At 41.4% G+C, this 22,320-nt stretch carries 20 protein-coding genes; 10 read left to right on the top strand and 10 right to left on the bottom strand.

Annotated features, from left to right (window positions below; genetic code table 11):
* Nucleotides 1-192 precede the first annotated feature (192 nt).
* Nucleotides 193-1,806: an AMP-binding protein gene (locus HQQ94_RS08130; protein WP_173293943.1), complete on the top strand. Its 1,614-nt coding sequence runs from the start codon at nt 193-195 to the stop codon at nt 1,804-1,806.
* A gap of 26 nt (nt 1,807-1,832) precedes the next feature.
* Here the strand turns inward: HQQ94_RS08130 and HQQ94_RS08125 are convergent, their stop codons facing one another.
* The 4 genes from HQQ94_RS08125 to HQQ94_RS08110 all read right to left on the bottom strand — a co-directional run bounded on the left by HQQ94_RS08125 (nt 1,833) and on the right by HQQ94_RS08110 (nt 7,097).
* The gene (locus tag HQQ94_RS08125; protein WP_173293942.1) at nt 1,833-3,677 is read right to left on the bottom strand and encodes an ABC transporter transmembrane domain-containing protein; all 1,845 of its coding nucleotides are present in this window, start codon (nt 3,675-3,677) and stop codon (nt 1,833-1,835) included.
* 107 nt (nt 3,678-3,784) lie between these two features.
* Nucleotides 3,785-4,393, bottom strand: coding sequence for a heme utilization protein HutZ (gene hutZ, locus HQQ94_RS08120; RefSeq protein WP_173293941.1), 609 nt, complete (start codon nt 4,391-4,393; stop codon nt 3,785-3,787).
* Nucleotides 4,394-4,420: 27 nt separating this feature from the next.
* Nucleotides 4,421-4,927: a heme utilization cystosolic carrier protein HutX gene (gene hutX, locus HQQ94_RS08115; RefSeq protein WP_173293940.1), complete on the bottom strand. Its 507-nt coding sequence runs from the start codon at nt 4,925-4,927 to the stop codon at nt 4,421-4,423.
* Between the two features lie 112 nt (nt 4,928-5,039).
* Nucleotides 5,040-7,097 (bottom strand): TonB-dependent hemoglobin/transferrin/lactoferrin family receptor, encoded by a 2,058-nt coding sequence (locus HQQ94_RS08110; RefSeq protein ID WP_173293939.1) that lies wholly within the window; start codon nt 7,095-7,097, stop codon nt 5,040-5,042.
* 193 nt (nt 7,098-7,290) lie between these two features.
* On the opposite strand from HQQ94_RS08110, the gene HQQ94_RS08105 reads away from it, so the two are divergent.
* From HQQ94_RS08105 to HQQ94_RS08075, 7 genes are all read left to right on the top strand, one after another.
* Nucleotides 7,291-8,103, top strand: coding sequence for an energy transducer TonB (locus HQQ94_RS08105; RefSeq protein ID WP_173293938.1), 813 nt, complete (start codon nt 7,291-7,293; stop codon nt 8,101-8,103).
* A 46-nt stretch (nt 8,104-8,149) separates the two neighbouring features.
* On the top strand, nt 8,150-8,875 hold the full coding sequence (locus HQQ94_RS08100) for a MotA/TolQ/ExbB proton channel family protein (protein ID WP_173293937.1): 726 nt from the start codon (nt 8,150-8,152) through the stop codon (nt 8,873-8,875).
* Nucleotides 8,872-9,285 (top strand): biopolymer transporter ExbD, encoded by a 414-nt coding sequence (locus tag HQQ94_RS08095; protein ID WP_173293936.1) that lies wholly within the window; start codon nt 8,872-8,874, stop codon nt 9,283-9,285. The genes HQQ94_RS08100 and HQQ94_RS08095 overlap by 4 nt, the downstream gene beginning before the upstream one ends.
* 45 nt (nt 9,286-9,330) lie before the next feature.
* Nucleotides 9,331-10,248 (top strand): hemin ABC transporter substrate-binding protein, encoded by a 918-nt coding sequence (locus tag HQQ94_RS08090; protein ID WP_173293935.1) that lies wholly within the window; start codon nt 9,331-9,333, stop codon nt 10,246-10,248.
* 38 nt (nt 10,249-10,286) lie between these two features.
* On the top strand, nt 10,287-11,303 hold the full coding sequence (locus HQQ94_RS08085; protein ID WP_173296569.1) for an iron ABC transporter permease: 1,017 nt from the start codon (nt 10,287-10,289) through the stop codon (nt 11,301-11,303).
* Between the two features lie 13 nt (nt 11,304-11,316).
* Complete coding sequence (locus HQQ94_RS08080; protein WP_173293934.1) at nt 11,317-12,081, top strand: heme ABC transporter ATP-binding protein; 765 nt, start codon at nt 11,317-11,319, stop codon at nt 12,079-12,081.
* A gap of 208 nt (nt 12,082-12,289) precedes the next feature.
* Nucleotides 12,290-12,616 (top strand): DUF2956 domain-containing protein, encoded by a 327-nt coding sequence (locus HQQ94_RS08075; RefSeq protein WP_173293933.1) that lies wholly within the window; start codon nt 12,290-12,292, stop codon nt 12,614-12,616.
* Between the two features lie 41 nt (nt 12,617-12,657).
* On the opposite strand, the gene HQQ94_RS08070 is transcribed toward HQQ94_RS08075, so the two are convergent.
* The 6 genes from HQQ94_RS08070 to HQQ94_RS08045 form a co-directional block, all read right to left on the bottom strand.
* On the bottom strand, nt 12,658-13,365 hold the full coding sequence (locus tag HQQ94_RS08070; protein WP_173293932.1) for a DUF3726 domain-containing protein: 708 nt from the start codon (nt 13,363-13,365) through the stop codon (nt 12,658-12,660).
* Nucleotides 13,362-15,083 carry a hypothetical protein gene (locus HQQ94_RS08065; protein ID WP_254304023.1) on the bottom strand — a complete coding sequence of 574 codons (1,722 nt, stop codon included), beginning with the start codon at nt 15,081-15,083 and terminating at the stop codon, nt 13,362-13,364. The genes HQQ94_RS08070 and HQQ94_RS08065 overlap by 4 nt, the downstream gene beginning before the upstream one ends.
* Nucleotides 15,084-15,171: 88 nt before the next feature.
* The gene (locus tag HQQ94_RS08060; RefSeq protein WP_173293931.1) at nt 15,172-16,728 is read right to left on the bottom strand and encodes a BCCT family transporter; all 1,557 of its coding nucleotides are present in this window, start codon (nt 16,726-16,728) and stop codon (nt 15,172-15,174) included.
* Between the two features lie 97 nt (nt 16,729-16,825).
* Nucleotides 16,826-17,821, bottom strand: coding sequence for a membrane dipeptidase (locus HQQ94_RS08055; protein WP_173293930.1), 996 nt, complete (start codon nt 17,819-17,821; stop codon nt 16,826-16,828).
* 10 nt (nt 17,822-17,831) lie between these two features.
* The gene (locus tag HQQ94_RS08050) at nt 17,832-19,280 is read right to left on the bottom strand and encodes an aldehyde dehydrogenase family protein (protein ID WP_173293929.1); all 1,449 of its coding nucleotides are present in this window, start codon (nt 19,278-19,280) and stop codon (nt 17,832-17,834) included.
* A gap of 32 nt (nt 19,281-19,312) precedes the next feature.
* Nucleotides 19,313-19,705 (bottom strand): RidA family protein, encoded by a 393-nt coding sequence (locus HQQ94_RS08045; protein WP_173293928.1) that lies wholly within the window; start codon nt 19,703-19,705, stop codon nt 19,313-19,315.
* A 158-nt stretch (nt 19,706-19,863) separates the two neighbouring features.
* Here HQQ94_RS08045 and HQQ94_RS08040 point away from each other — a divergent pair, with 158 nt between their 5' ends.
* Both HQQ94_RS08040 and HQQ94_RS08035 read left to right on the top strand, forming a co-directional pair.
* Nucleotides 19,864-20,754 carry a LysR family transcriptional regulator gene (locus HQQ94_RS08040; RefSeq protein WP_173293927.1) on the top strand — a complete coding sequence of 297 codons (891 nt, stop codon included), beginning with the start codon at nt 19,864-19,866 and terminating at the stop codon, nt 20,752-20,754.
* A gap of 202 nt (nt 20,755-20,956) precedes the next feature.
* Nucleotides 20,957-22,285, top strand: coding sequence for an aspartate aminotransferase family protein (locus tag HQQ94_RS08035; protein WP_173293926.1), 1,329 nt, complete (start codon nt 20,957-20,959; stop codon nt 22,283-22,285).
* The last annotated feature ends 35 nt before the right edge of the window (nt 22,286-22,320 follow it).

Here is a 22,320-nt window from a genome sequence, read left to right as displayed (position 1 = left end):
ATCCTAAGTCTTAATCTAAACAGGGGATTTTTTCCAACAAATAAACAACAACATTTTTAGTCATGATCTATTTTACGTTTTATGTTGACCTAAGCCTATTTTTAACTCTAATCTAAACGCACGTTTGATTTCTATAAAAAACAAAAAACATCAAACAATGGACAGTCAATATATTGAACAAGGGCATTAAGCATGACATACGAATCAGATCAGCAACTTGACCTCTCCCAATACAGCTCACTTATCATGCTAATTGAACAAGCCTGTAAGCAATACGCGAATAAATCAGCCTACACTTGCCTTGGCCACCACACATCATTTAAAGAGATTGAACGTGACTCACGTTATTTTGCCACCTATCTACAGAGCATCGACAATCTAAAACCCGGCGATCGTATTGCCATACAATTGCCTAATATCACTCAATTTGTTATCGCAGCCTACGGGGCAATACGCGCAGGGATGGTGTTAGTCAACACCAATCCGCTCTACACTGAACGTGAGCTTATTCATCAATTTAACGATTCAGGTGCAAAAGTCTTAGTGGTGCTTGCCGATCGACTGCCAACACTGACCAAGGTGATCGCAGATACGCATATAGAAACCGTGATCTCAACCCATGTGTTAGACCTTGTCACCCCAAACATTCTAGAGCAACCAAAAGTGTCGTTCATGACACACACTTTTTGTCATGTTCTCAGCCAAGGTGCAGCACGCGAATACCACCCCATAATAGGCCAACTTGAGCAGCTTGCCGCCTTACAATACACAGGTGGAACAACAGGTCTATCCAAAGGTGCAATGCTTAGCCATGGGAATCTTATTGCCAATGCCATGCAGATTAAAGCTAGGCTAGGTGACAAGCTTCTTAAAAGTGAAGAAGTCTTCGTTGCTCCCCTCCCCATCTATCATATTTACGCCTTTATGGTGAATCTTGTACTCTACTTCGAGCAAGGATCTTGCTCTGTACTCATTCCTAACCCCAGAGACACCTCTGCACTGATCCAAGCGATGTCTGCCCAAAAATTTACTGGGTTTGCTGGGCTAAATACATTGTTTGTCGGTCTATGCCATCAAGTTGAATTCCAAGCATTAGATTTTTCTTATTTAAAAGTGACGCTATCTGGCGGCACTGCACTCACTCATGCGGCGGCAAATGTGTGGCAGCAAACCACAGGCTGTACCATATCTGAAGGGTATGGCTTATCAGAAACCTCCCCTGTTGTCTCACTAAACTCACCAGGACAAGAACAGATAGGCACTATAGGTAAACCACTGATAGGCACTGAGATAAAGATAATCGATGCAAATGACAAAGAAGTTCCGCTAGGTGATTCAGGAGAACTGTCAGTACGCGGCCCTCAAGTGATGCAAGGCTACTGGAATAACCCTGAGGCAACAGGAAAGGTCATGACCCAAGATGGTTTCTTTAAAACCGGCGATATCGCTGTTGCCACCAAGGACGGGTTTCATAAAATAGTCGATCGTATCAAGGACATGATTATCGTTTCAGGGTTTAACGTCTACCCCAACGAAATAGAAGATGTACTTTCTAACCATCATGCAATATTAGAGTGTGCTGTTATTGGTCTGCAAGATGAACGCACTGGGGAAAAAGTCAAAGTGGTTGTCGTACTCAATGATCCAAAAAGTGATCATGACGCCCTCAGGGTTGAAATTGAGGCTTACTGCCGACAGCAGCTGACTTCTTATAAAGTACCGCGTGTTATCGAGTTTGTTGATGCCTTGCCGAAATCAACGGTTGGAAAAATTCTACGACGAGAACTAAGAGACGCTACACCATAAAATAGTGAAATTATTCGACCTAAGTCTCACATGATAAGTTGTAAATGGGCAAATTTCCGATACAAGTCACTCGACAACATTAACTCTTGATGATGACCACTGGCCACAACTTGCCCCTTATCGAGAACCAAAATACGATCGGCATTCAGTACGGTAGCCAGACGATGAGCAATAATCAAGGTTGTTTTGCCCTCCATCAGTCTATCCAGAGCCTGCTTGACCTCTCGTTCACTGATGGCATCCAATGCGCTGGTGGCTTCATCAAGCAAGAGTATCGGTCTATCTGCTAGTATGGCTCTGGCAATAGCAATTCGCTGTTTTTGACCACCGGATAATCTCACGCCTCGCTCACCTAAATAGGTGTTATAACCGTCAGTAAAAGCACTGATGAACCCATGAGCCTTAGCTGCCTTACAGGCTATAATCACTTCCTCTTCACTGGCATCTAATCTACCATAGCGGACATTCTCCAACACACTCATGGCAAAAATGACCGATTCTTGCGGTACCAAAGCATATTGCCGGCGTAAGTTTTGAGGATTTAACTGAGCTATATCAATCCCATCTAACTCTATCACTCCACTTTTTAAGGTATAAAAACGCAGTAGAAGTTCAAAAATAGTACTCTTGCCAGCTCCACTTTCACCGACTAAAGCCACCCGCTCACCCGCTTGAATATCCGCGGTGATCCCTCGTATGACCTCTTGGGTAAGATCGTCCTTACCCCCTTCGTTCTTGGTATTTTGATAAGCAAATCGCACATTTTTCAGTGCTAACTGCCCCCTTACGTTAGTAGGAAGCTTTGCGGGAGCTGCAACAGTAGGGATATCAACAGGCGTATCAACAAGTTCAATTAACCTCTCAGTGGCACCTGCCGCACGTTGGATCTCACCAATCACTTCACTAATCGTCGCCACCGATCCCGCCACCATCACGGCATAAAACATAAAAGCGGATAACTCTCCACTGGTTATCGTCCCAGCAATCACATCTCGCGCTCCTACCCATGTGACTAATGTAATAGCTAAAATACTGAGAAACATCACTGTCGCAATTAACGTAGAGCGGTATGTTATTCGCCCTTTAGCAGCGTCCATAACGGCTTCGACACGGTGATTAAACAAGATTCTGTCACGCGCTTCATGTGTGTAAGCTTGCACTGTATGTATTTCATGCAAACTTTCATCGACGTACGCGCCTAAGTCACCCATTCGATCTTGACTCTGGCGAGACAGATCACGCACTTTACGACCAAAAAACAAAATAGGCCCCAGCACCAAGGGCACTGCCAGTAAGACAAATCCTGTCATTTTTAAGCTCGTCACCGCCATCATGACAATACCGCCAACCACTGTCACACTCGAACGCAGTGCCATGGACAAACTTGAACCCACAACAGATTGCAATAAAGTCGAATCGGCTGTAAAACGAGATATCACTTCACCTGTGCGTAATTTTGCATAAAAGCCTGGTGAAAGTGTTAACAAATGATCATAAACTTTTAAGCGTATATCAGCACTGACTCGCTCTCCAAGCCAAGTCATTAAGTAAAAACGACAAAAAATAGCTGAACTGCTGATAGCGGTGATCGCTATCATTAGAAAAATGATTTCAGTTAGTCTGTTACCATTACCCTGTAAAAAACCTTCATCCACCATCAAACGCACTCCTTGACCTAAAGAAAGCCAAGCAAGTGAGCCGATAAATAAAAAAATAATCGCCGCGATAACACGTGCTTTATAAGGCCGAAGAAAGCCGCCAATCCAAGGTAACACAGCACGTTGACCTAAGGTTGAGCCAATAGGCTTAGCCACATCGGACTGTGCCGTCACAGCAATAGTGCATGAAGGAGTATCTTTGTTCAAACTCATCACCTTATACCATTAACCAAACGTACAATGGCGCTAGAATAACAAAACCCACGAAAATGCGTGGGTTTTGTTTGTATCAAACCATCATAAGGTCGTATTATCTCATTCTAAGCTGGCACGGCGTTACTCTGGGCAGTTAACTCGACTTTAGGTGGTACGCCTTTGTGGCCATCACGTTTCCAATCCACATCAAGCAATTCAGATCCGCTCAAGCTAAATGCTTGTCCAAATCCCTTAACATACAATCCTTTTTTGGGATTGAGTTTAAATAAATTAAAATCTGTTAATTGAGACAAATTATCTATCATTTCACCAAACCGTGTCGACAGTGCTGCTACCCCTTTAGTAAAGGCTTCGCTGTCTCTTTCGACTAATTCAGCCACCGCATCAAACGTTAATCGTTTACGCGCAAAAATGGTTTTGGCTTCGGTTTCATCTTCAAGTAACATCACTGAAACTAACGATGATTCCATCAAATTGGTGCCATGACGAGCTAATTGGCTCACCAAAATATAGAAACCATCATCAGCCAATGCAAAGGGAGCATAACTGGCATTAGGCACACCGGCCTTATCTTGTGTTGCAAGTTGCAAGGTTGAGCGCTCAGCTTTAAAACTCTCTATTTCTGATAATAATTTTTCACTTAACCGTTGGTTTTTATCCTGATTGGCTGGCGTATTTTCTGGTTTTCCATTCTCAACATTTTGATTTGACATTGCTTGCTCTCTTATTTTTAAATCCCTTTAAGCTGCAAGGGTCCGTTCTTTTAATGCATTAAAATGCGCTACTTGCTCAGGTATCAGCACACGTTGACTGTCGCGGCCCAAATATACCTTAAAAATGATTTCACCTTTGCTGCCGAAGAAATTGATTGAATGACTCTCTTTGCCTCGAAATGGGCGACTGATTAACGCTATCGCACTTAAACTGTCAAGATTAAGATGCCCATGTAACCCTTCCCCTTCGGTAATAAGATTGTAATATCCGTAAGCATATTTACCTTGAGGGAATGAGCCTTTGAATTCAAAGATACTGCCAGAAACAGCAATAATAGTGGTTACATTTCCCCAATCGGGCAAACTCGACAATAATGCATCTTTATCGGATAATGGCAATTGACTCATCTGCTCAGGTGGCAACGCCAATACCACCGACCATTCAGACACACCCAGTTCTACTGCGGCTTGACTTGGCATCGAATTAGGGTTGTTATCTAAATATTGACGTATCACTTCATGACTCGGTTGCATGGATCCACTCCTAATGCCTTAAACGAACATCGCTAAGCAAGGCATATGCCTTACTCAGCGAACAATAAATTAACACTCATTAATATAATAAATGAGTTAACAGTTCATAAAATTAAAAACGATAACGTGCAGATAATTTCATGTTTAACCCTTGTTCATAAAGAGTTTGCCACGCCTGACGATACTCAACATCACCGATATTTTCAACGGCAAAATCAACACGTAATCCCGCTAATGACCCCATAGCAGGCTCCCATGCGGCATAAACATCCCATAAAGTATAAGAGTCGTAATCCTCATTAATATCACTGATCGACAAATCATCTTGTTGCGCCACATGGGTCACCCGTGTGCCGAACTTAATGTCCCCTTCCATGATCCCTTGTGAGAGATCTAACGCCAGCTTATTTGCAGGAATATCTCTTAAATATTCGTTAGTGTTCTTCTTTTTACCTTCTGTTTGACCATAATTCAGGCTCAAACGTGTCTGCTGAAAACGGTAACGAGTACTGAACTCAAACCCGGTAAGACGCGCTTCATCGACATTATTCCAAGAGGTTGTTTGCTCCAAACCAGGAATACCCATAAGAGGATTAGATACTGATTGTTCGATAAAATCGTCAACATCATTTCTAAACACGTTCAGCGTGATAGCCAATTCATCGTCACCGGCAAGTTCAGTGAAACGCAGATCGGCTTTTAGCTCTTTGTTCTTCGCCTGCTCAGCCTTTAAATCTGGGTTGATTTCAAACGTGTTGAATAAACCATTGGGTAATCCTTGAAATCTTGGACTAGGCGGAACAGGAGGAATATAGTAATGAGTTCCGGTCGAATACATCTCCTCTACTGTCGGTGCCCTAAAGGCCTCATCATAACGGGCACTGAGTGTAAGCCACGAATTGGTCTCCCACACTAAGCCCAAAGACGGTGATAAAGCACTGTCATCTGAAGAGGTCGACAGGTTAATACTTTCATTTTTAAAATTGTCATACCTTAATGCAGGCTCTACGTATACCGACTCAGTGATCCCCACTTTTACCTTAGCAAATGCGCCCCATACTGTGGTTTTACCATCAATATCATCAGGTCTCTGCCCAGGTGTTCCTGAATCATCACGCACTGTCTTGATGGTGTCTTGATAGCCATCAACACCATAAGTCAATGTCGTGTCACCAAAGATAGAATTGTTGTTAATACTAAAGCCTAACGTTTCATATTCAGTACTATCAAGTTGATTTTCCTTCACTCTGTTTTCATCATAATCGGTACTGTTCCAGTAAAGGGTACTGTTAAGATCCAAATAAGGGTTAGTACTAGGATTGAAGCTGTGGGCTAAGGTCAGGTTAGTGTCCTTGGTCTTACGCTGGATCAAAGTGACTCCTCGATCACCCACTTCTTTAGATGGATTACTCGGTACCAGCTCATCAGTATCAGAGAAACGTGCCGAAAATTGCAGACGTTGATCATCACTTGGCTCCCAACCCAGTTTCATCAAGCCGCTGCTTTTTTGTGAAGCACTATTTTCAAGGGTTTTATCGTTACCTATTTTGACATTGTTGCTGTCACTGTAACTGCCGTTAATTAGCCAATCAAACTTATCCGCAATGCCATAAATAGCGCCACTGGTTTTGACGTTATCATTATTGGTTTCAAAACCTTGCTTAAGATAGCCACCCAATGACTCTCCCTCATCAAGCATGTCTTGCGCCGACTTAGTGTTTTGTGCCACTACGCCACCAATCGCGCCACTGCCCCATAAGCTACTTGCTGGGCCGCGAACCACCTCTACCGAATTTAATAGCTCTGGATCAAGAAAATAACTGCCCCTATGCCCTGAACTAGTATTTTGTCTTGCACCGTCTATCGTCTGCAATACTCGAGAACTGTTTAAACCTCGGATCTCAACCCCTTGCGAAGAAGCGCGGGGACCATTGCCCACATTCACATTGGCTTCATTTCTCAATATTTCAGCCACAGAACTCGACTGAGCTGACTGCAACTCCTCTTCACTTACCACTGCAACACTGCGGCTGGTATCAGATACTTTCTCATTTATCCGAGTCGCCGTTACCAGCACCTCATCAAATTCAGTGACTACATTATTTGGCTGGGCGTAAGCTGTTGAGCTAAAAGCCATGGCTAGCGCAACCACTACAGGCTTTTTCGTCATGTTCATCATCCTTAAGTACTCGTTTTAATTGCTGTTTAGAAGCTCTATTTGGCTAAACTTTACCTGAGACGAAACAATATATCAAATGAAAATCATTATCGTTTGATATATCGTTTCGATTCGTATATCTTAAATAAGTGACAACACAATTGGCTTGCTTAGCTCTGTAGTAAATTTGAGAAATTAACCCAAGATGACACCTAGACGATACTTTACGTTTGCTTGTTTTACCGCCCTGATCCAAGGGGGAGTCATTGCATCTCAAGATAAATCATCTGACGCCCCACAACCTGCCGGCACTGTTATCGGAACAGCTCAAAGTATGAATATCACCATAGGGACTCATGCGACTCAAAAAATCACCGCGAGCCCAGCTAACAAAGAACAGGCGACAAACAAGCAGCTGGCTTCACCCAAAAAGCCTGAGCATAAACCAACACACCCCGTCAAATCCAACGCCTTGGTTAAGCATACATCTGAAGTACTTAAATCAAAAAATAACCTTAATGCTTTAACTCAAGCTAAACCTCAACAGCAAAAAGTCACAATAACTGAAAATATTCAGGTGTCCAAAAAGAGAGTTGATGATCAACTTTCTGTAAAAAAAACCATCAATGAGCCTAAAGCAAAACCGCTAGATATGAAGGCCAAACAAAAATTAGATATTGACTCGAACCGTCAATTTGACAGTCAAGGAAGCAAAGGAACCCAAGCATTAGCACAAACGAGCATTGCACTCAATCAGCCAACATTTTCAGCCCCCCCCTCTCAACCCAACTACCCTAAGTTAGCCAGAAAACGAGGATTAGAAGGAACGGCAACGATTGAAGTCATGTTTAATCAGATTGGTGAGCAATTATCGTTAACCTTAATTAATAGCTCTGGCTTTACCCTGCTCGATAAAGCAGCCTTAAATGCCGTCAAAAAATGGCAGTTTTCGGCCCCATCCCCCCCAAAATCCTATGCCTATACCGTGAGAGTTCCTGTTAGATTTGCACTTAATTAACAGGCGTATGCATGAATATATCTAGCAATACCATCAAGGAAGTATTATGTCTCACTCGCTATACCATACATTAAACGAACAGTTAGGCTATCTCACCTGGCCACTCTTTATTTGTGCCTTTATCGCCTTAATGATCATACTGGAGCGGTTAACATTAATTTTGTTTGAGCTCCCTAAACGAGACCCTTGGTTAACCCAATTAAAACAAAATGCAACCACTGCCACTCCTGAGCAATGTAAAATACTGTTAACTCAGCTAAGTACAGGTAACAGCATGTTAGCTAAAGGCAGCTTCCTCTTGCTCACCCACAGAGATCAACATCGCCAGATGCGCGAAGAAATCATTAATCTTTGGCTAATAAAACAACAAGGGAAATTACAATCCGGACTGAAAGTATTGCAAGTGATCGGCATTATCACCCCCTTACTCGGGCTATTAGGCACCGTTTTGGGACTCATTGAAATGTTTAATCAACTCGGGTTGTCTCAAGCTCCCGTGACGCCATCTCAACTTGCATCAGGCCTAGGCCTCGCCATGAATACTACAGCAGCAGGCTTAATCATTGCCGTACCAGCCATCACCCTAGCTCACCTATTTGGTTTATGGGCAAACCAACGCTGCAACAAAATATCACATTCATTAAACTTATTAAATTTATGGTTAGAAGGCTTCGAAGAGGCCATGACCATAGGTCAAGATCCTGTGGCTCATCGACACATTCTTTCTGTCAATCATAATGACGCCATAAAGCCTGAAGGACAAATGCCATGATTGGCATCAATGACAAAGAGACAAGCCCTATTTTAGGGCTGGATCTCACCCCGCTTATTGATATTATTTTTATCGTGCTAGTATTTTTACTGCTCACTGCCAACACTCAGCTACTTAGCTTACCTGTTGATGTGCCTACCGAGGCCACGGCGGAACTTACCCCTATCAATCAAGTTGAAAACATCACCATTAACTTGCTTTTTTCTCAGCCACACTGGGCACTAGATGGCGTACCCTTTAATGATTTCTCCGACTTTGAGACCGCATTTATCAAACTGCACAACGCTCGAACTGAAGCGAAAATCATTATTGCTGCCGATAAATCTGCTCCAGTACAACCATTGATGACATTACTGTCACTATTACAAAGACAGCAAATCACTAACACGCAAATATTGATGGAACATTAATTCACAATGTCTGCCATCAGTACTTTTACCCCTTTGGAGAACCCCATGTTTACACATAAGAAACGCTCTTTTCAGTCCATTATCCCTCCGAGTATTTTAGCAAGTTCATTGCTTTGGGCAGGGCTATCTGCCAGTGTGTCGGCCCAAAAACCAGAGCAAGAAATCAATAGAGTTGTCAGTGCTGGTGCTGGTATGACAGAACTGGTGTTAGCACTCGATGCAGGCGATGAATTAGTCGCGGTTGACTCCACCAGTTTACTCCCCAAAGAACTTGGTACCATCAAAAAACTTGGCTACCACAGAATGCTATCGGCTGAGGGTATTTTAGCTCTGCAGCCTGACTTAGTCCTAGGCACTGATGCCATGGGACCTGAATCGACTTTAGCGGTACTAAAAGGGGCTAATGTTAAAGTCGTTACCCTGACTGGTGCAACAACAACAGAACAACTGCTGAACAATATTGATGCATTAGGCAAACTATTAAACAGACAAGAGCAAGCTAAAACCTTAGCCGTAAGTGTAAGCCAATCTTTTGATTCTATTAAAGTAAAAAAAGAAAAAGTCATTAAGTCTGGCAAGCTTCCTGCCATTTTATTTATGTTGCTACAAGACAATAGACCCGCTCGTGTTGGTGGACAAGGCACCGCGGCTGATATCATCATTGAATTAGCTGGAGGGAAAAACATCGCCGATTTCTCTGGGTACAAAAGCCTGTCTCAAGAAGGCATTTTATCGCTTCAGCCCGATCTTATCTTGATCTCCAGTCGTTCTGAAAATTCACAAATTAATGACATTGATAAGGTACTTAAACTGATGCCTTTACTCAAACACACCCCTGCAGGTGAGCATAACATGATTCAAACATTAACCGCTCAAGCCCTGCTTGGTGGCCTTGGACTGAGTTCAATTGATGCTGCTGATCAACTCGCCACGGATCTTATTGAAATACAAAAATACTATTAGCCTGTACGCTCATAAACTAAAGAGAAAAGATGAACCTTATGGAAAATCAGCGCTGGATCTGGCCGAGTATGTTGAGCTTACTCGTGATCACATGCCTGCTCTCTATTGTCACAGGCCCATTGCAGATCACGCCTTTTACCAGCTTTAGCGCTGTGCTTAACTGGGCTACACATATCAATGTGGTATCGGTTGCACCGCATGAGCAGTTAGTGATCAATAATGTGCGTCTGCCAAGGACGATGTTAGCCATGGCTGTCGGGGCTATTTTAGCTCAATGCGGCGCAGTCATGCAGGGGCTATTTCGTAATCCATTAGCTGATCCAGGTATTATAGGTGTCTCATCTGGCGCTGCACTTGGGGCTGCGATATGTATCGTTTTCTTTCCCGATAAAGGTCAATATCTTGTGGCTTTTGGCGCCTTCCTCGCAGGGCTTATTACCACCTTAATGGTTTATCGTCTCGCCAACAGCCATTCGGGCACCTCTGTCATACTGCTGCTGTTGTCGGGAGTTGCCATCGCAGCCTTAGCCAATGCGGGGATAGGACTGCTAACCTATTTGGCGGATGATATCGCACTTAGGGATCTTACGCTTTGGCAAATGGGCTCCATTGCCGGCGCACAATGGCAATATGTCATCTTAAGCTTGTTGGCTCTAATACTGCTTAGTTGGCAGTTCTCTCGTTCGGCTAAAGCGTTAAATGCACTATTGTTAGGTGAAGCTGAGGCTCGACACTTAGGCATAGAGGTCGATAAACTCAAATTTAAGCTTATTTTATTATGCGCTATTGGCATTGGGATCTCGGTTGCCGCAACCGGTATTATCGGCTTCATCGGCTTGGTCATCCCGCATTTAGTCCGTATGCTTATCGGCCCTAATCACACCCGCTTGCTTCCCATTAGTGCCGCACTTGGTGCTGTCACTTTGGCATTAGCTGATGTCGGTGCTCGCTCGTTGCTGGCGCCATCAGAACTTCCTGTGGGCATTATGACAGCGATCCTTGGTGCACCTTTCTTTATTTTTTTGCTTTTAAAGCAAAAAAATAAACTAATTTAAGAGCCTAGATACCATGATAAATGTCAAGCATGTTTCAGTCCGGATCAATCATAAACCCGTACTAACCAATATTAATTTACACATAAAATCTGGCAAGGTTACCGCCTTGCTTGGCCCTAACGGTGCAGGGAAGTCCACCCTACTGAAGAGTTTATGCCAAGATAACAAACTCGATAGCGGTGAAATAATCTTAGCTAATCGCCCAATTCAAGAATGGGATAGATTAACCTTGGCTAAAAACTTGGCAGTATTACCACAACATGCCAGCCTCACTTTTCCTTTTGAAGTTCACCAAGTGGTCGCTATGGGGCTCTATCCACTCACCTTAAACAGCCAGCAGGGCATGGCAATTGTTGATCAACAACTCGATAAATTATCCCTAACCTCACTAAAATACAGGCGCTATCCTACGCTCTCTGGAGGAGAGAAGCAGCGAGTTCAACTGGCAAGAGTGCTCACTCAGCTCCAACAAGCAAGTCAACCACCCATTCTACTGTTAGATGAACCCACATCAGCCTTAGATTTAGCTCAGCAGCACAGAGTACTGTCTTTAGCCAGAAGCTTGGCCCATGAGCAACATTATGCAGTGGTGGTGGTCCTACATGATCTCAATCAAGCCTCACGTTATGCCGATACACTAGTGATACTAGAACACGGCCAAATTGTCGATGAAGGCCCTGCAAATACTACTTTGACAGCAGAAACAGTCAAGCGTGTTTGGCAATATGAGCCACTTGTCGTCAATGCGCCGGGCAGTCAAATTCCTTTATTATTTTGATCTTAATGAGTCCAGCTAAATAAACTCAAATAGATTAATTTAAAAATAATCTCAAAGCATTAAGTTGAGGTCACTTGGGTATCAATGGAGCCTCTCTCATCTTGCACTTTAGGAAAAAGTGTCGGTTATCCTTTGTTGAATAAACTCCTATCGTAATCATGAACAATTTTCGATATAGTCTGCTCATCACAGTTAAAAAAAATGAATAATGACTAAAGTAACTTCAAATGAAACACAAAATGACGCAATGAAAATGGCTAAGTCCACCCAAAAGCCTGGGCAGACAAAAGAACAAACAAAGTTAATTGCACTGGGGATTGAAAAAGGGATCAGCGAATATAAAAAACAACACAAGAGCAAAGCTCGTGACAGGGATAGAGCACGAAAACAGGTCATTAAAGCCAAGGCTCGAGCAAATTCAGATCACATTGACACTGAACAGCTCATTGAAACAAACCCAAAAGCTCATTACCTACCATGGGGCCTATTAGTATTAAGCTGGATTGGATTTATCAATGTTTATTTTTTTCAATAAAGACAAATATAACCATAAAAAGATGATGGCTCAATTCCACCTTAAAGACACTTGTTATTGGGCACCAGCATAGCTTGTGACGCTTTTTTTAATTTGTTCCAATCATCAATCTCAATAGCAATACCATTCACCCATGACGCTTCTTGATACCGTTTCAATTTCTCAGATGAAAGATGTTGTTGGTGGGCACTAACACAAGGTAACTCGAATGCACGATCACTAAGCTCTATGGTGAGTTTTCGTTCAGTATTCATGGTTAATTCTCTATCATGACGGATATAAATCTCAGGCAGATCATTACCAGAATTAAGCAGGTACATAATTTCAGTCGACTCAGCAGCATAATACCAACATGCTTTGATTGAAATCCCCTGTCTTGACAATTTACACAGCTCACCAAATGCTAACCAACGATTGAAACAATTAGCGATATTCAGTATGACATAATGATTATCAATCAGTTTTTCTAAAATATAGCCAAGTACTGTCGGTAAGTGGCATAAAATGCTTTCATTATTAAAGTCGATAGTCATTGTTGAAGATGATTCACATCTAATAGAGCAGGATTGATTATTAGAAGGATTGAGATAACTCAATGCCTTAATAAAATGCTTAATTCCTTGTAAACCTACCATTTCAAGATCTGTAACCATGTTAGCAATCAAATCAGCTTCGCCGTAAGGTAACCTCAATCCTTCAAACGCTTTACCACTAACAGCCACCAACTCATTATGAGATACCACTATCATGTGTTCTGCTCCGACGTATTTACTGCCGAGGTCACTATTGCTGGTAATACTGGAAATAACCATTCATGTGGGTGAATTTCATGCATTAATGGAGCACCTTGAAACAAAATAACCCTAACCCAACGATCAGATCTGGGATCAAATTTAGTTGCACCAAATATGGATAATTTACAACGTAATAAATTCATTGGTAATGCTTGTTTAGCTAAAACATTCATCTGAATATCTCCCATATCGCAATGACCTAGCGCCCACACTCTCCTCGCAATACTGGCATACTGAGGGGAAACTAATAAAAATTCAGCTAACGTTTTTTTGTCGGGTTCAACAATAAGAGCCTGATAAAAATAATTAACTTGCCTAGCAATATCAAGTAACAACTCTTTGTCATCACCAGGTTCAATTCCCCTAACTCCTAGACGAGGCTCTTCTTTGTCTTCTGATCGATACCAAAACCAATATTTGTTTTCTTGTTGATAGAAATTAATGTCAATTGCCCACTCATAACGGGACTTAAGCACCTTAAGCATATGATAAATATCTGTACCTCTGGGGATCAACAAGGTTTCATCAGCATTCATCGATTGCTCAAACGGATCAACCGTTTCTGGATAACATTCGATTAAACAAGCTAAAAATATTTCTTGAGCTTCAAAATTAAACCTTTGATTATATTCAATCTGCTGTTGCCACTTAACGCGGTTGTTTTTTATATCCCTCATAGACTTGATAATTTCTGATACATCAAGCACGGCCTGATAATTACGTGCCTGTTGGTCACCATCAATAGTCAGCACTTGTTGCAGGTGTATCCGCGCTCGCTGAAGTAAATTAAACACCGAACTTATATCAGTTTGCACTGCTTTTTTTTGGCTAATTAATCCGATCGCTTGTTCACGTTGAGACATCCATTGATCGACTATTCTAGGATGATTAATTAAGTAAGGAGCCATACCTAGCCCAGTGGCATTACCCACACCAAGATAACGTTGTAAACCGATATCCAATTGAACCGCTTGCTCACCACCTTGCTGCTTAGCTAAATCATTAACCCAATCAAGACTAAACTGCCTTAACATGTACACAGCGCACATTTGCGCACTAAAAGATAAATTAAAATCAGGATTATTTTTCAATATTTCAAAATCCGCAATACCAAATTTACCATTACCGTAGACTGCAGTGGTTCTTAAAATATAACCAACTTGTGCAATCATGACCGTATCTGGCTGCTCTCCGATGGATAATGCTCTGACTAAATGATCAAATACACGCACACTTTTGTTTGCACGAGCAAGAACGAGTACTTGAGTTGAATGTCGCCCCGCCTCTTGTAATGGCACATTGTTTTGCAAATGTCCCAGCTGTTCTTTATCTATTTTTCCTGTAACTAAAGCAAAGGTAATATCCCATTTTTGCGCAACAACTCGGTCAATACGATCTTCATCGTCGATATCATTGGAAAATATCACTAAATGATAATCTTGATTTGGGGTTATCAAGCGGTATATCGCCATGCCAAAGCCTAAAGAATTTATCTCCCAATGCGCCATATTAATTTGCCACTCATTATGATACATACGCCTTATTAAGCTCCTTACAAAACTAAGGCGAGTTTGATGCATAGCCCCTAGTCGATCTGGATCCATCACGATATTTGGATTTCTCATTACAATTTCAGCCTGATGATCGCTTGATCCCGTCATATTGAACATCATTCCTATTCCCTTTATACCTAAGTGATTTCAAGATACGCAATGCATCATCTGTTAAATCAACACGATGTGCTTAACAATATCGTGTAATTTATATACTTTGAGCTTTTGCCATCTTCATCGCAGCTTGTGGCGCATTCCATAAAGAGGGTAATAAGATCAATGACACAGGAACTGCTGTTATCACAATGAATGATTGCAGTGCTGTCACCCCTCCAGCCCCTAATGAGATCAATAGGATGGCCGTACTTCCCATCATTATTCCCCAAAAAACTCTAATCTTCACATTAGGTTCAGCCTCACCACTGACCACAACACTAATAGTGTAAGTCATTGAATCACCTGTTGTAATAATAAAAATGGTAGTTAAAACCAAAAATAAAATGGACACAAATGTAGGAAAAGGCAATTGATTAGTTATCGCTAACAAGGTTCCCGGTAAATTAAATCCTTCGAACGCTTTGCTGATTGAACCAGGCTCTGCTATTTCAAATGCAAGCCCTGAGCCTCCAATCAAAGTGAACCAAAAACAGGTTACCAAGGGTGCGATGATACAGAGAAAGAAAACCATCCTTCTTATCGTGTAGCCTCTAGAGATCTTAGCAAGGAAGATAGCCATCATGGGCCCATAACCCAAAAACCATCCCCAAAAAAACACAGTCCACGAACTTAACCAAACTTCATCACCTCGGTATGTTGCCATAGGTATAAAGTGGCCAATCATGGAAGTTATCCCTTGAAGATAACCATTGACAATAAAGTCAGTCGGGCCAAATATTAAAATATAAATGCACAGACCTACCGCTAAAATAATATTATATCGGCTGAGAATTTGAATTCCTCGATTAACACCACTGATGGCTGACATCGTATATATAACAACCGCCAACATGACAATTATCAATTGTGTAATAAAGCCATCAGCAATACCAAAGAGTGAATTTAATGCAAAACTAAGCTGTAATCCAAGAAAACCTATCGGACCTATAGTCCCTGCTGCAACAGCAATGATACAACAGGCATCAATCAAAGCCCCTGTAATGCCTGTTAACGCACGTTGACCTAAAATAGGATAGAGTAATGTCCGTGGCTGCAGCGGCAACCCTTTATCATAATGTAGATGCATCAATACGATTGATGTTAAACTCCCTAAAATAGCCCAAGCTAAAAAACCCCAATGCATAAAAGATTGTGATAATGCATTAAATGCACTTTGTAATACATTTTCTTGAATACCATAAAGTGGTGGAGGATAAATAAAGTGAGCAATCGGTTCTGCAGCAGCCCAAAAAACACCCCCTCCTGCAAGTAAGGTACATAAAATAATCGCCATCCATTTAAAGCCACCTATTTCAGGTTTATCTAGCCCCCCTAAACGAACACGACCCGTTTTAGCGCAAGCTAAGCTAATAGCAATAAAGAATGTCATTAGCATTAATATTTGCCAAAAGAATCCAAAATAATTGACTGAAAAAATAAAACCAGAATTCACTATATTTGACAATAATTGGTTGTCAAATAACGCTAAGATAATAAATAAACCAATAAAACCACTACTCATCCATAAAGTAGGATTATCTCCTCCTAATTTATTTATTAAAGACTCTGATCCCCCCATCATTATTGGACTCTTTTTTATATTAGACATTGAGTATCTCCAAGCATTAAATTGCTTTTTATACCTACCAATTCCGTTATATTAATTAGAAGTATTGATAACAACATGCTCTTAAATAATAGTGACATCACCACTTTGATTGACTATTTAAATTAAGTTCTAAAAAATCAAACCAATTACCACCAATAATTTGGGCTGTTTCTTGGTGTGTAAACCCATGTTCAAGCAAGCCTTGGTAGATATTCTTCATGCCATCGGTACCATCAAACCAAGACAAGGCTGCTGGCCAACCCGGAGCAGCAGCAGAGCCTTCACCATAATCCATCGCCTTCGACCAATGACCATTACGCATCCATTGCAATACTGATTGTGGCTGGTTTAAACATAGATCACTGCCGATTGCCAAATGATTTACCCCTATTAAATCTGCCGTTTTAGTCACCATTTGGCAAAAATCATTTAATTGACATTGGCTCCCATACGGTAAGTGGAAAGGATATAAGCTAAATCCCAGTAACCCACCCGACTCGCTAAGCGCTTTTAACACATCATTAGATTTATTTCTTAATGCATTATGAGCAAAAGTGGGGTTGGCGTGACTAATACAAATCGGCCGTGTTGAAAGTTCAATTGTTTCTAACGTTGAACGCTCCGCACTATGAGACATATCGATTATCATACCGACTCGATTCATTTCTCTAATAACCTGCTTACCAAAGCGAGTCACCCCAGAATCAACCTCCTCATAACAACCACTGGCCAGTAAACTTTGGTTATTATAAGTAAGCTGCATGATGAGTAAGCCTTGCTTGCGCATCACTTCGACTAAATCAATGTCATTATCGATGGGTGAACAATTTTGAGCACCAAATAAGATCCCAACCCGACCAGACGCTTTAGCCCGTTCGATATCTTTCACTTCAAAAACAGGCATGATGACATCATTATTTTGTTCGAATAATCGATTCCATTGCCCAAATAGACTCAGAGTCTGACGCGCATCTTCGTGGTAAACTAATGTCACATGAACAGCCGTGATACCGCTTTTTTGCAATGTAATAAAGTAATCTCGAGTCCAATGACAATACTGCAACCCATCAATAACGATTTGATTTTGGTACATATATCACCCCTTAATAAGGACGTTGATAGGCTGTTTTTACTATGGTATAAAACTCTTTGGCGTACTGCCCTTGTTCTCTAGGACCAAAACTTGACTCTTTACGACCACCAAAGGGAACATGATAATCCGTGCCCGCTGTTGGCAAATTCACCATGACGCAACCTGTTTGCGCTTGTTGCTTGAACATAGCGCTTTGGCGTAAACTTTGAGTGATAATTCCACTGGTTAAACCAAAGCGCGTATCGTTGACGGTCACAATCGCTTCCTCTAAATCCTTCACCTTGATAATACTCGCCATAGGCGCAAATACTTCTTCTTGATTAATCAGCCAATCGTTTTGTGTGCCGAGTAATAAGGTGGGTGACATATAGTAACCGTCATGCTCAAGGGTTAATCTCTCACCACCAAAACCAACCGTTGCCCCCCCTAATTTGGCTTTATTCAACCAATCAAAATTGGCATCAAGTTGAGCCTTATCAACAACAGGCCCCATGAAAACACCTTCACAGAGAGCATGGCCAACTCGTAGACTTGCCATACGTTTAATTAAGGCATCAACGTAAGCATCATGGATGCTGTCAAACACAATAAGTCTCGAAGAGGCTGTACATTTTTGCCCTGTACCAGAAAAAGATCCCATAATCGTCGCTTCAACAGCAATATCAATATCTGCATCATCGGCAATCACCAGTGCATTTTTACTGCCCATCTCAAGTTGACAACGGACAAAATTAGCAGCAGTGGCTTTGGCTACGCACCTGCCTGTATCGACCGATCCTGTAAAGCTGACGGCATCAATTTCAGATGAGTGAATCAATGTATTGCCAACTTCAGCACCACTGCCTAATACCAAGTTAAAGGTACCTGCAGGTAACCCTTGTCTGTGGATGATTTCTGTCAATGCTACCGCACTAGCAGGCGTTAAACTTGCAGGTTTCCAGATAACACTGTTGCCAAAAGCTAACGCAGGAGCTATCTTCCAAGCGGCTGTAGCGGTAGGGAAATTCCATGGAGAGATGACAGCAACAACACCAACCGCTTCACGTGTTACCTCAACAGAAACACCTGGACGAACAGATTGTGCGATATCCCCAATTTGCCTTAGTACTTCAGCAGCAAAATATTGAAAAAATTGCCCTGCTCGATAAATCTCACCTCTTCCTTCAGCAAAAGGTTTACCCTCTTCGCAAGAGAGCAACTTACCCAGTTCGTCGCAGCGAGCAATCAGCTCATCGCCTATCCCCTGTAATACCTTTTTTTTGTGCTCTAATGGCGTGCTTTCCCATTTAGGTTGAGCACATTTAGCAGCTTCAATGGCATCTATAACCTGTTGTTTACTGGCTTGTGAAAACTCACCTAAGTTGTCTGTTATATCGGAAGGATTTATATTGGTTTTGGTATTTTGTCCTGTATACCATTCTCCATTAATATAAAGTGATTTTTCTACTAAAATAGTCATCTTAATTCCATTACTCCATTAAATTCTATCGGTTATTTATCAACAGCTGCATAAACAACTATTTCAACTAACATTTCTTCTCTAGCAAGCCCTGCTACAACCATCACAGCTCTATTAGGATATGGTGAAGTAAAATATTGATTATATATCTGATTAAATTCGGCCAAATAACAACGGTCAGTGACATAAATAATAACTTGCAATACAGCATCTGAATTAACACCTGCTGCATTTAAGGTGTGAACCAAATTATCCATCGTCTGCTTGGCTTGTGCCTTAATGCCTCCCTCCACTACATCACCCGATAACGAAATAGGAATTTGGGCTGTATATAAAATGCCATTATTGATAATAGCCCACTCGAGTGCTGACTCAGATTCATAGAGGTCTGTGATTACTGGGTTTCTCTTTAAACTCGCTGACATTTTTAAAATACCTATACATGTTATTACGTAATTATTAAATTATGCGCGAGAAAACACCATCAATCTAACGCTTTATTTTTTAATGTTGATAAGTATTATTTATCACTCTTTTTATGCTTTAATAAAATACTAATGTAAATAAAAATAAATAGGTCGTTATGGATATCAAATTACAACAGTTAACATATTTTTCTCTGGTCGCTGAAAAAGGCGGTTTTCGAGCTGCATCTGAAACAGCAAATCGCTCCCAAGCTGCATTATCTACCTCAGTTAAAGAATTAGAAAAAACCTTAGGGCAAGTGTTATTTGATACAAGCCATAAAGCAAAATTAACCCCCTACGGTGAGGTGTGTTTACCTATGATTAATCAATTCTTAGCTTTATATCAATCATTGAATAAAGATCTAAAAAAAGCAGCAAAAGGACAGCTAGGTCGATTAAAGATCGCCTCAGTACCTTCTGTTGCAACAAAACTACTGCCAAAAGTATTAGCTGTTTTTTGCCATCACCACCCAGAAGTTCAGGTATCATTAATCGATGATAATGCTCTGGGAATTGAAAAAAGATTACTCGCAGGGGACGTTGATTTAGCATTAGGTAATTGCCTACATACACAAGACCATAAAATTGAATTTTCATACCTTTTTACCGATCCTATTGGTCTTGTTTGCCAAAAAAATCATTTACTGGCCACACATAAAAAAGCACTCGATTGGCACGATATTTTCCCGTTTTCTTTCATCAAAAATGGAACCTGTAGGCTACTGGCGAACACGCCGGCAGCAGCCCTAGCTGAGCAAGCAAAATATGATGTTGAAAATATAACATCACTATTTTCTATGCTCGAATTGGGTCTTGGCGTAACAACATTACCTAAATTAGCCTTCCCATTAGACAATAAAAACTTAGTTTGGATACCATTAAAGAAACCTTTCATTGAACGAGAAATTGGAATTTTTCGTTCAATAGAGCGGCATTTATCACCACAAGCTGACGCATTTTTACGGCTTTGCCAAACTCAATTTGAAACTTGTAATACGCAGCTGTGATTTCTCTAGAGATGAACACTATCTTGATGATTCTCACAAGCATTTGATTTATAATAAATAAGACTTTAAAGTAGCATTTATCCAGTGATAAATGTCATGACATTAACAAGCAATAACATGTTGGATAAACGAAACTCAATATAGCAAAGCATTATCTGGCCCTGTATTATACTCGACAGAATTTTTTGACGAAGATAAAAACATGCTCAAGAACAGCAAACCAGTCACCGAGTCCCTGTTAAAACAGGCTCATCATAATATGCCTATGGGCGTGGCTGATAATTACCGTTACTGGGGAGAAGAGAATACGGTATTTGTAAAAAGCAGCCAAGGATGCACCATTACCGATGCTGACGATCAAGAATTTATCGACTTCAGACTGGCTTACGGCCCGATCATATTAGGGTATCGTGATAGTAGAGTAGATAAAGAAGTCGTAACAGTCATTACCGAACGAGGCACCATTTCAGGATTTTCAACCGATCTTGACTCACAAGTCGTTGAACTCATAAAACAAATGTGCCCCAACATTGAAAAAATGCGCTTTGCGAACTCAGGCACAGAGGCTGTTATTGGTGCTGTACGTACAGCACGAGGTTTTACCGGACGCAATAAAATTGTTGTGGTTGAAGGTGGTTTCCATGGTTTATACGATGAAATGATGTGGAAATCAGATGTTGATAATTGGGATACTGACACTGAAATAGCCCCTAAAATAACCGCTTTTGGTGGCGGAATTCCTCCAGCAACTCGTGAACACCTAGAAACAGTTCCACTCAATGACTTCACTGCCATTGATGAAGTCTTTGCTCGTGTCGGCGATGATATCGCAGCGATAGTTATCGAACCTATTTTAGGTAACTGCGGCAGTATTGCATCTTCACAAGAATACATGCAGAAATTACGTGATATCTGTGATGCTAACGGAACCTTATTAATTATGGATGAAGTAAAAACAGGTTTTCGAGTCGCTAAAGGAGGCGCGCAGGAACTCTATGGTATCTATGCTGACTTAACGACATATGCCAAAGCAATGGGTAATGGTTATCCGGTAGCAGCCTTTGGGGGGCGTGCTGATGTAATGGACGTAATAGGTTTCGGCAACAATGGAGTCACCCATGGCGGCACTTATACTGCCAATATGATTGCCTTAAGTGCCGCTAAAGCAACATTGACCATTTTGAATGAAACCGACGCCTATGACACCATTAATAAAGTCGGTGCCGATATTCAGCATCTATTGTCACGTGTATTTACTAAACACGGTATCGAACATCAATTCGCTGGACCGGACGCCATGTTTGGCATTCATTTTGGTCATCAAATACCAAATAACTACCGTGATTGGAAAAAAACTGATAGCGACTTATATACCCAGTTTGCCCATAACTTAATTGAGAGCGGGATAATGCTCGAGCCTGATTCTCGCGAACCTTGGTTTATCTGTGAATCCCATCAGCACATCGATCTCATTCAACTCGAAAACATTGCAGATGCAGCCATGAAAAAGGCTATCGCTGAACGAAAATAAAACACAAAAGTCAACGGTGCCATACCAAGTAAAAT

This window comes from Shewanella sp. VB17 (assembly GCF_013248905.1).
In the GTDB taxonomy this organism is placed as follows: domain Bacteria; phylum Pseudomonadota; class Gammaproteobacteria; order Enterobacterales; family Shewanellaceae; genus Shewanella.
Note: the sequence above shows the minus strand (reverse complement) of the source record. Positions and strands in the feature narration are given on the sequence as shown.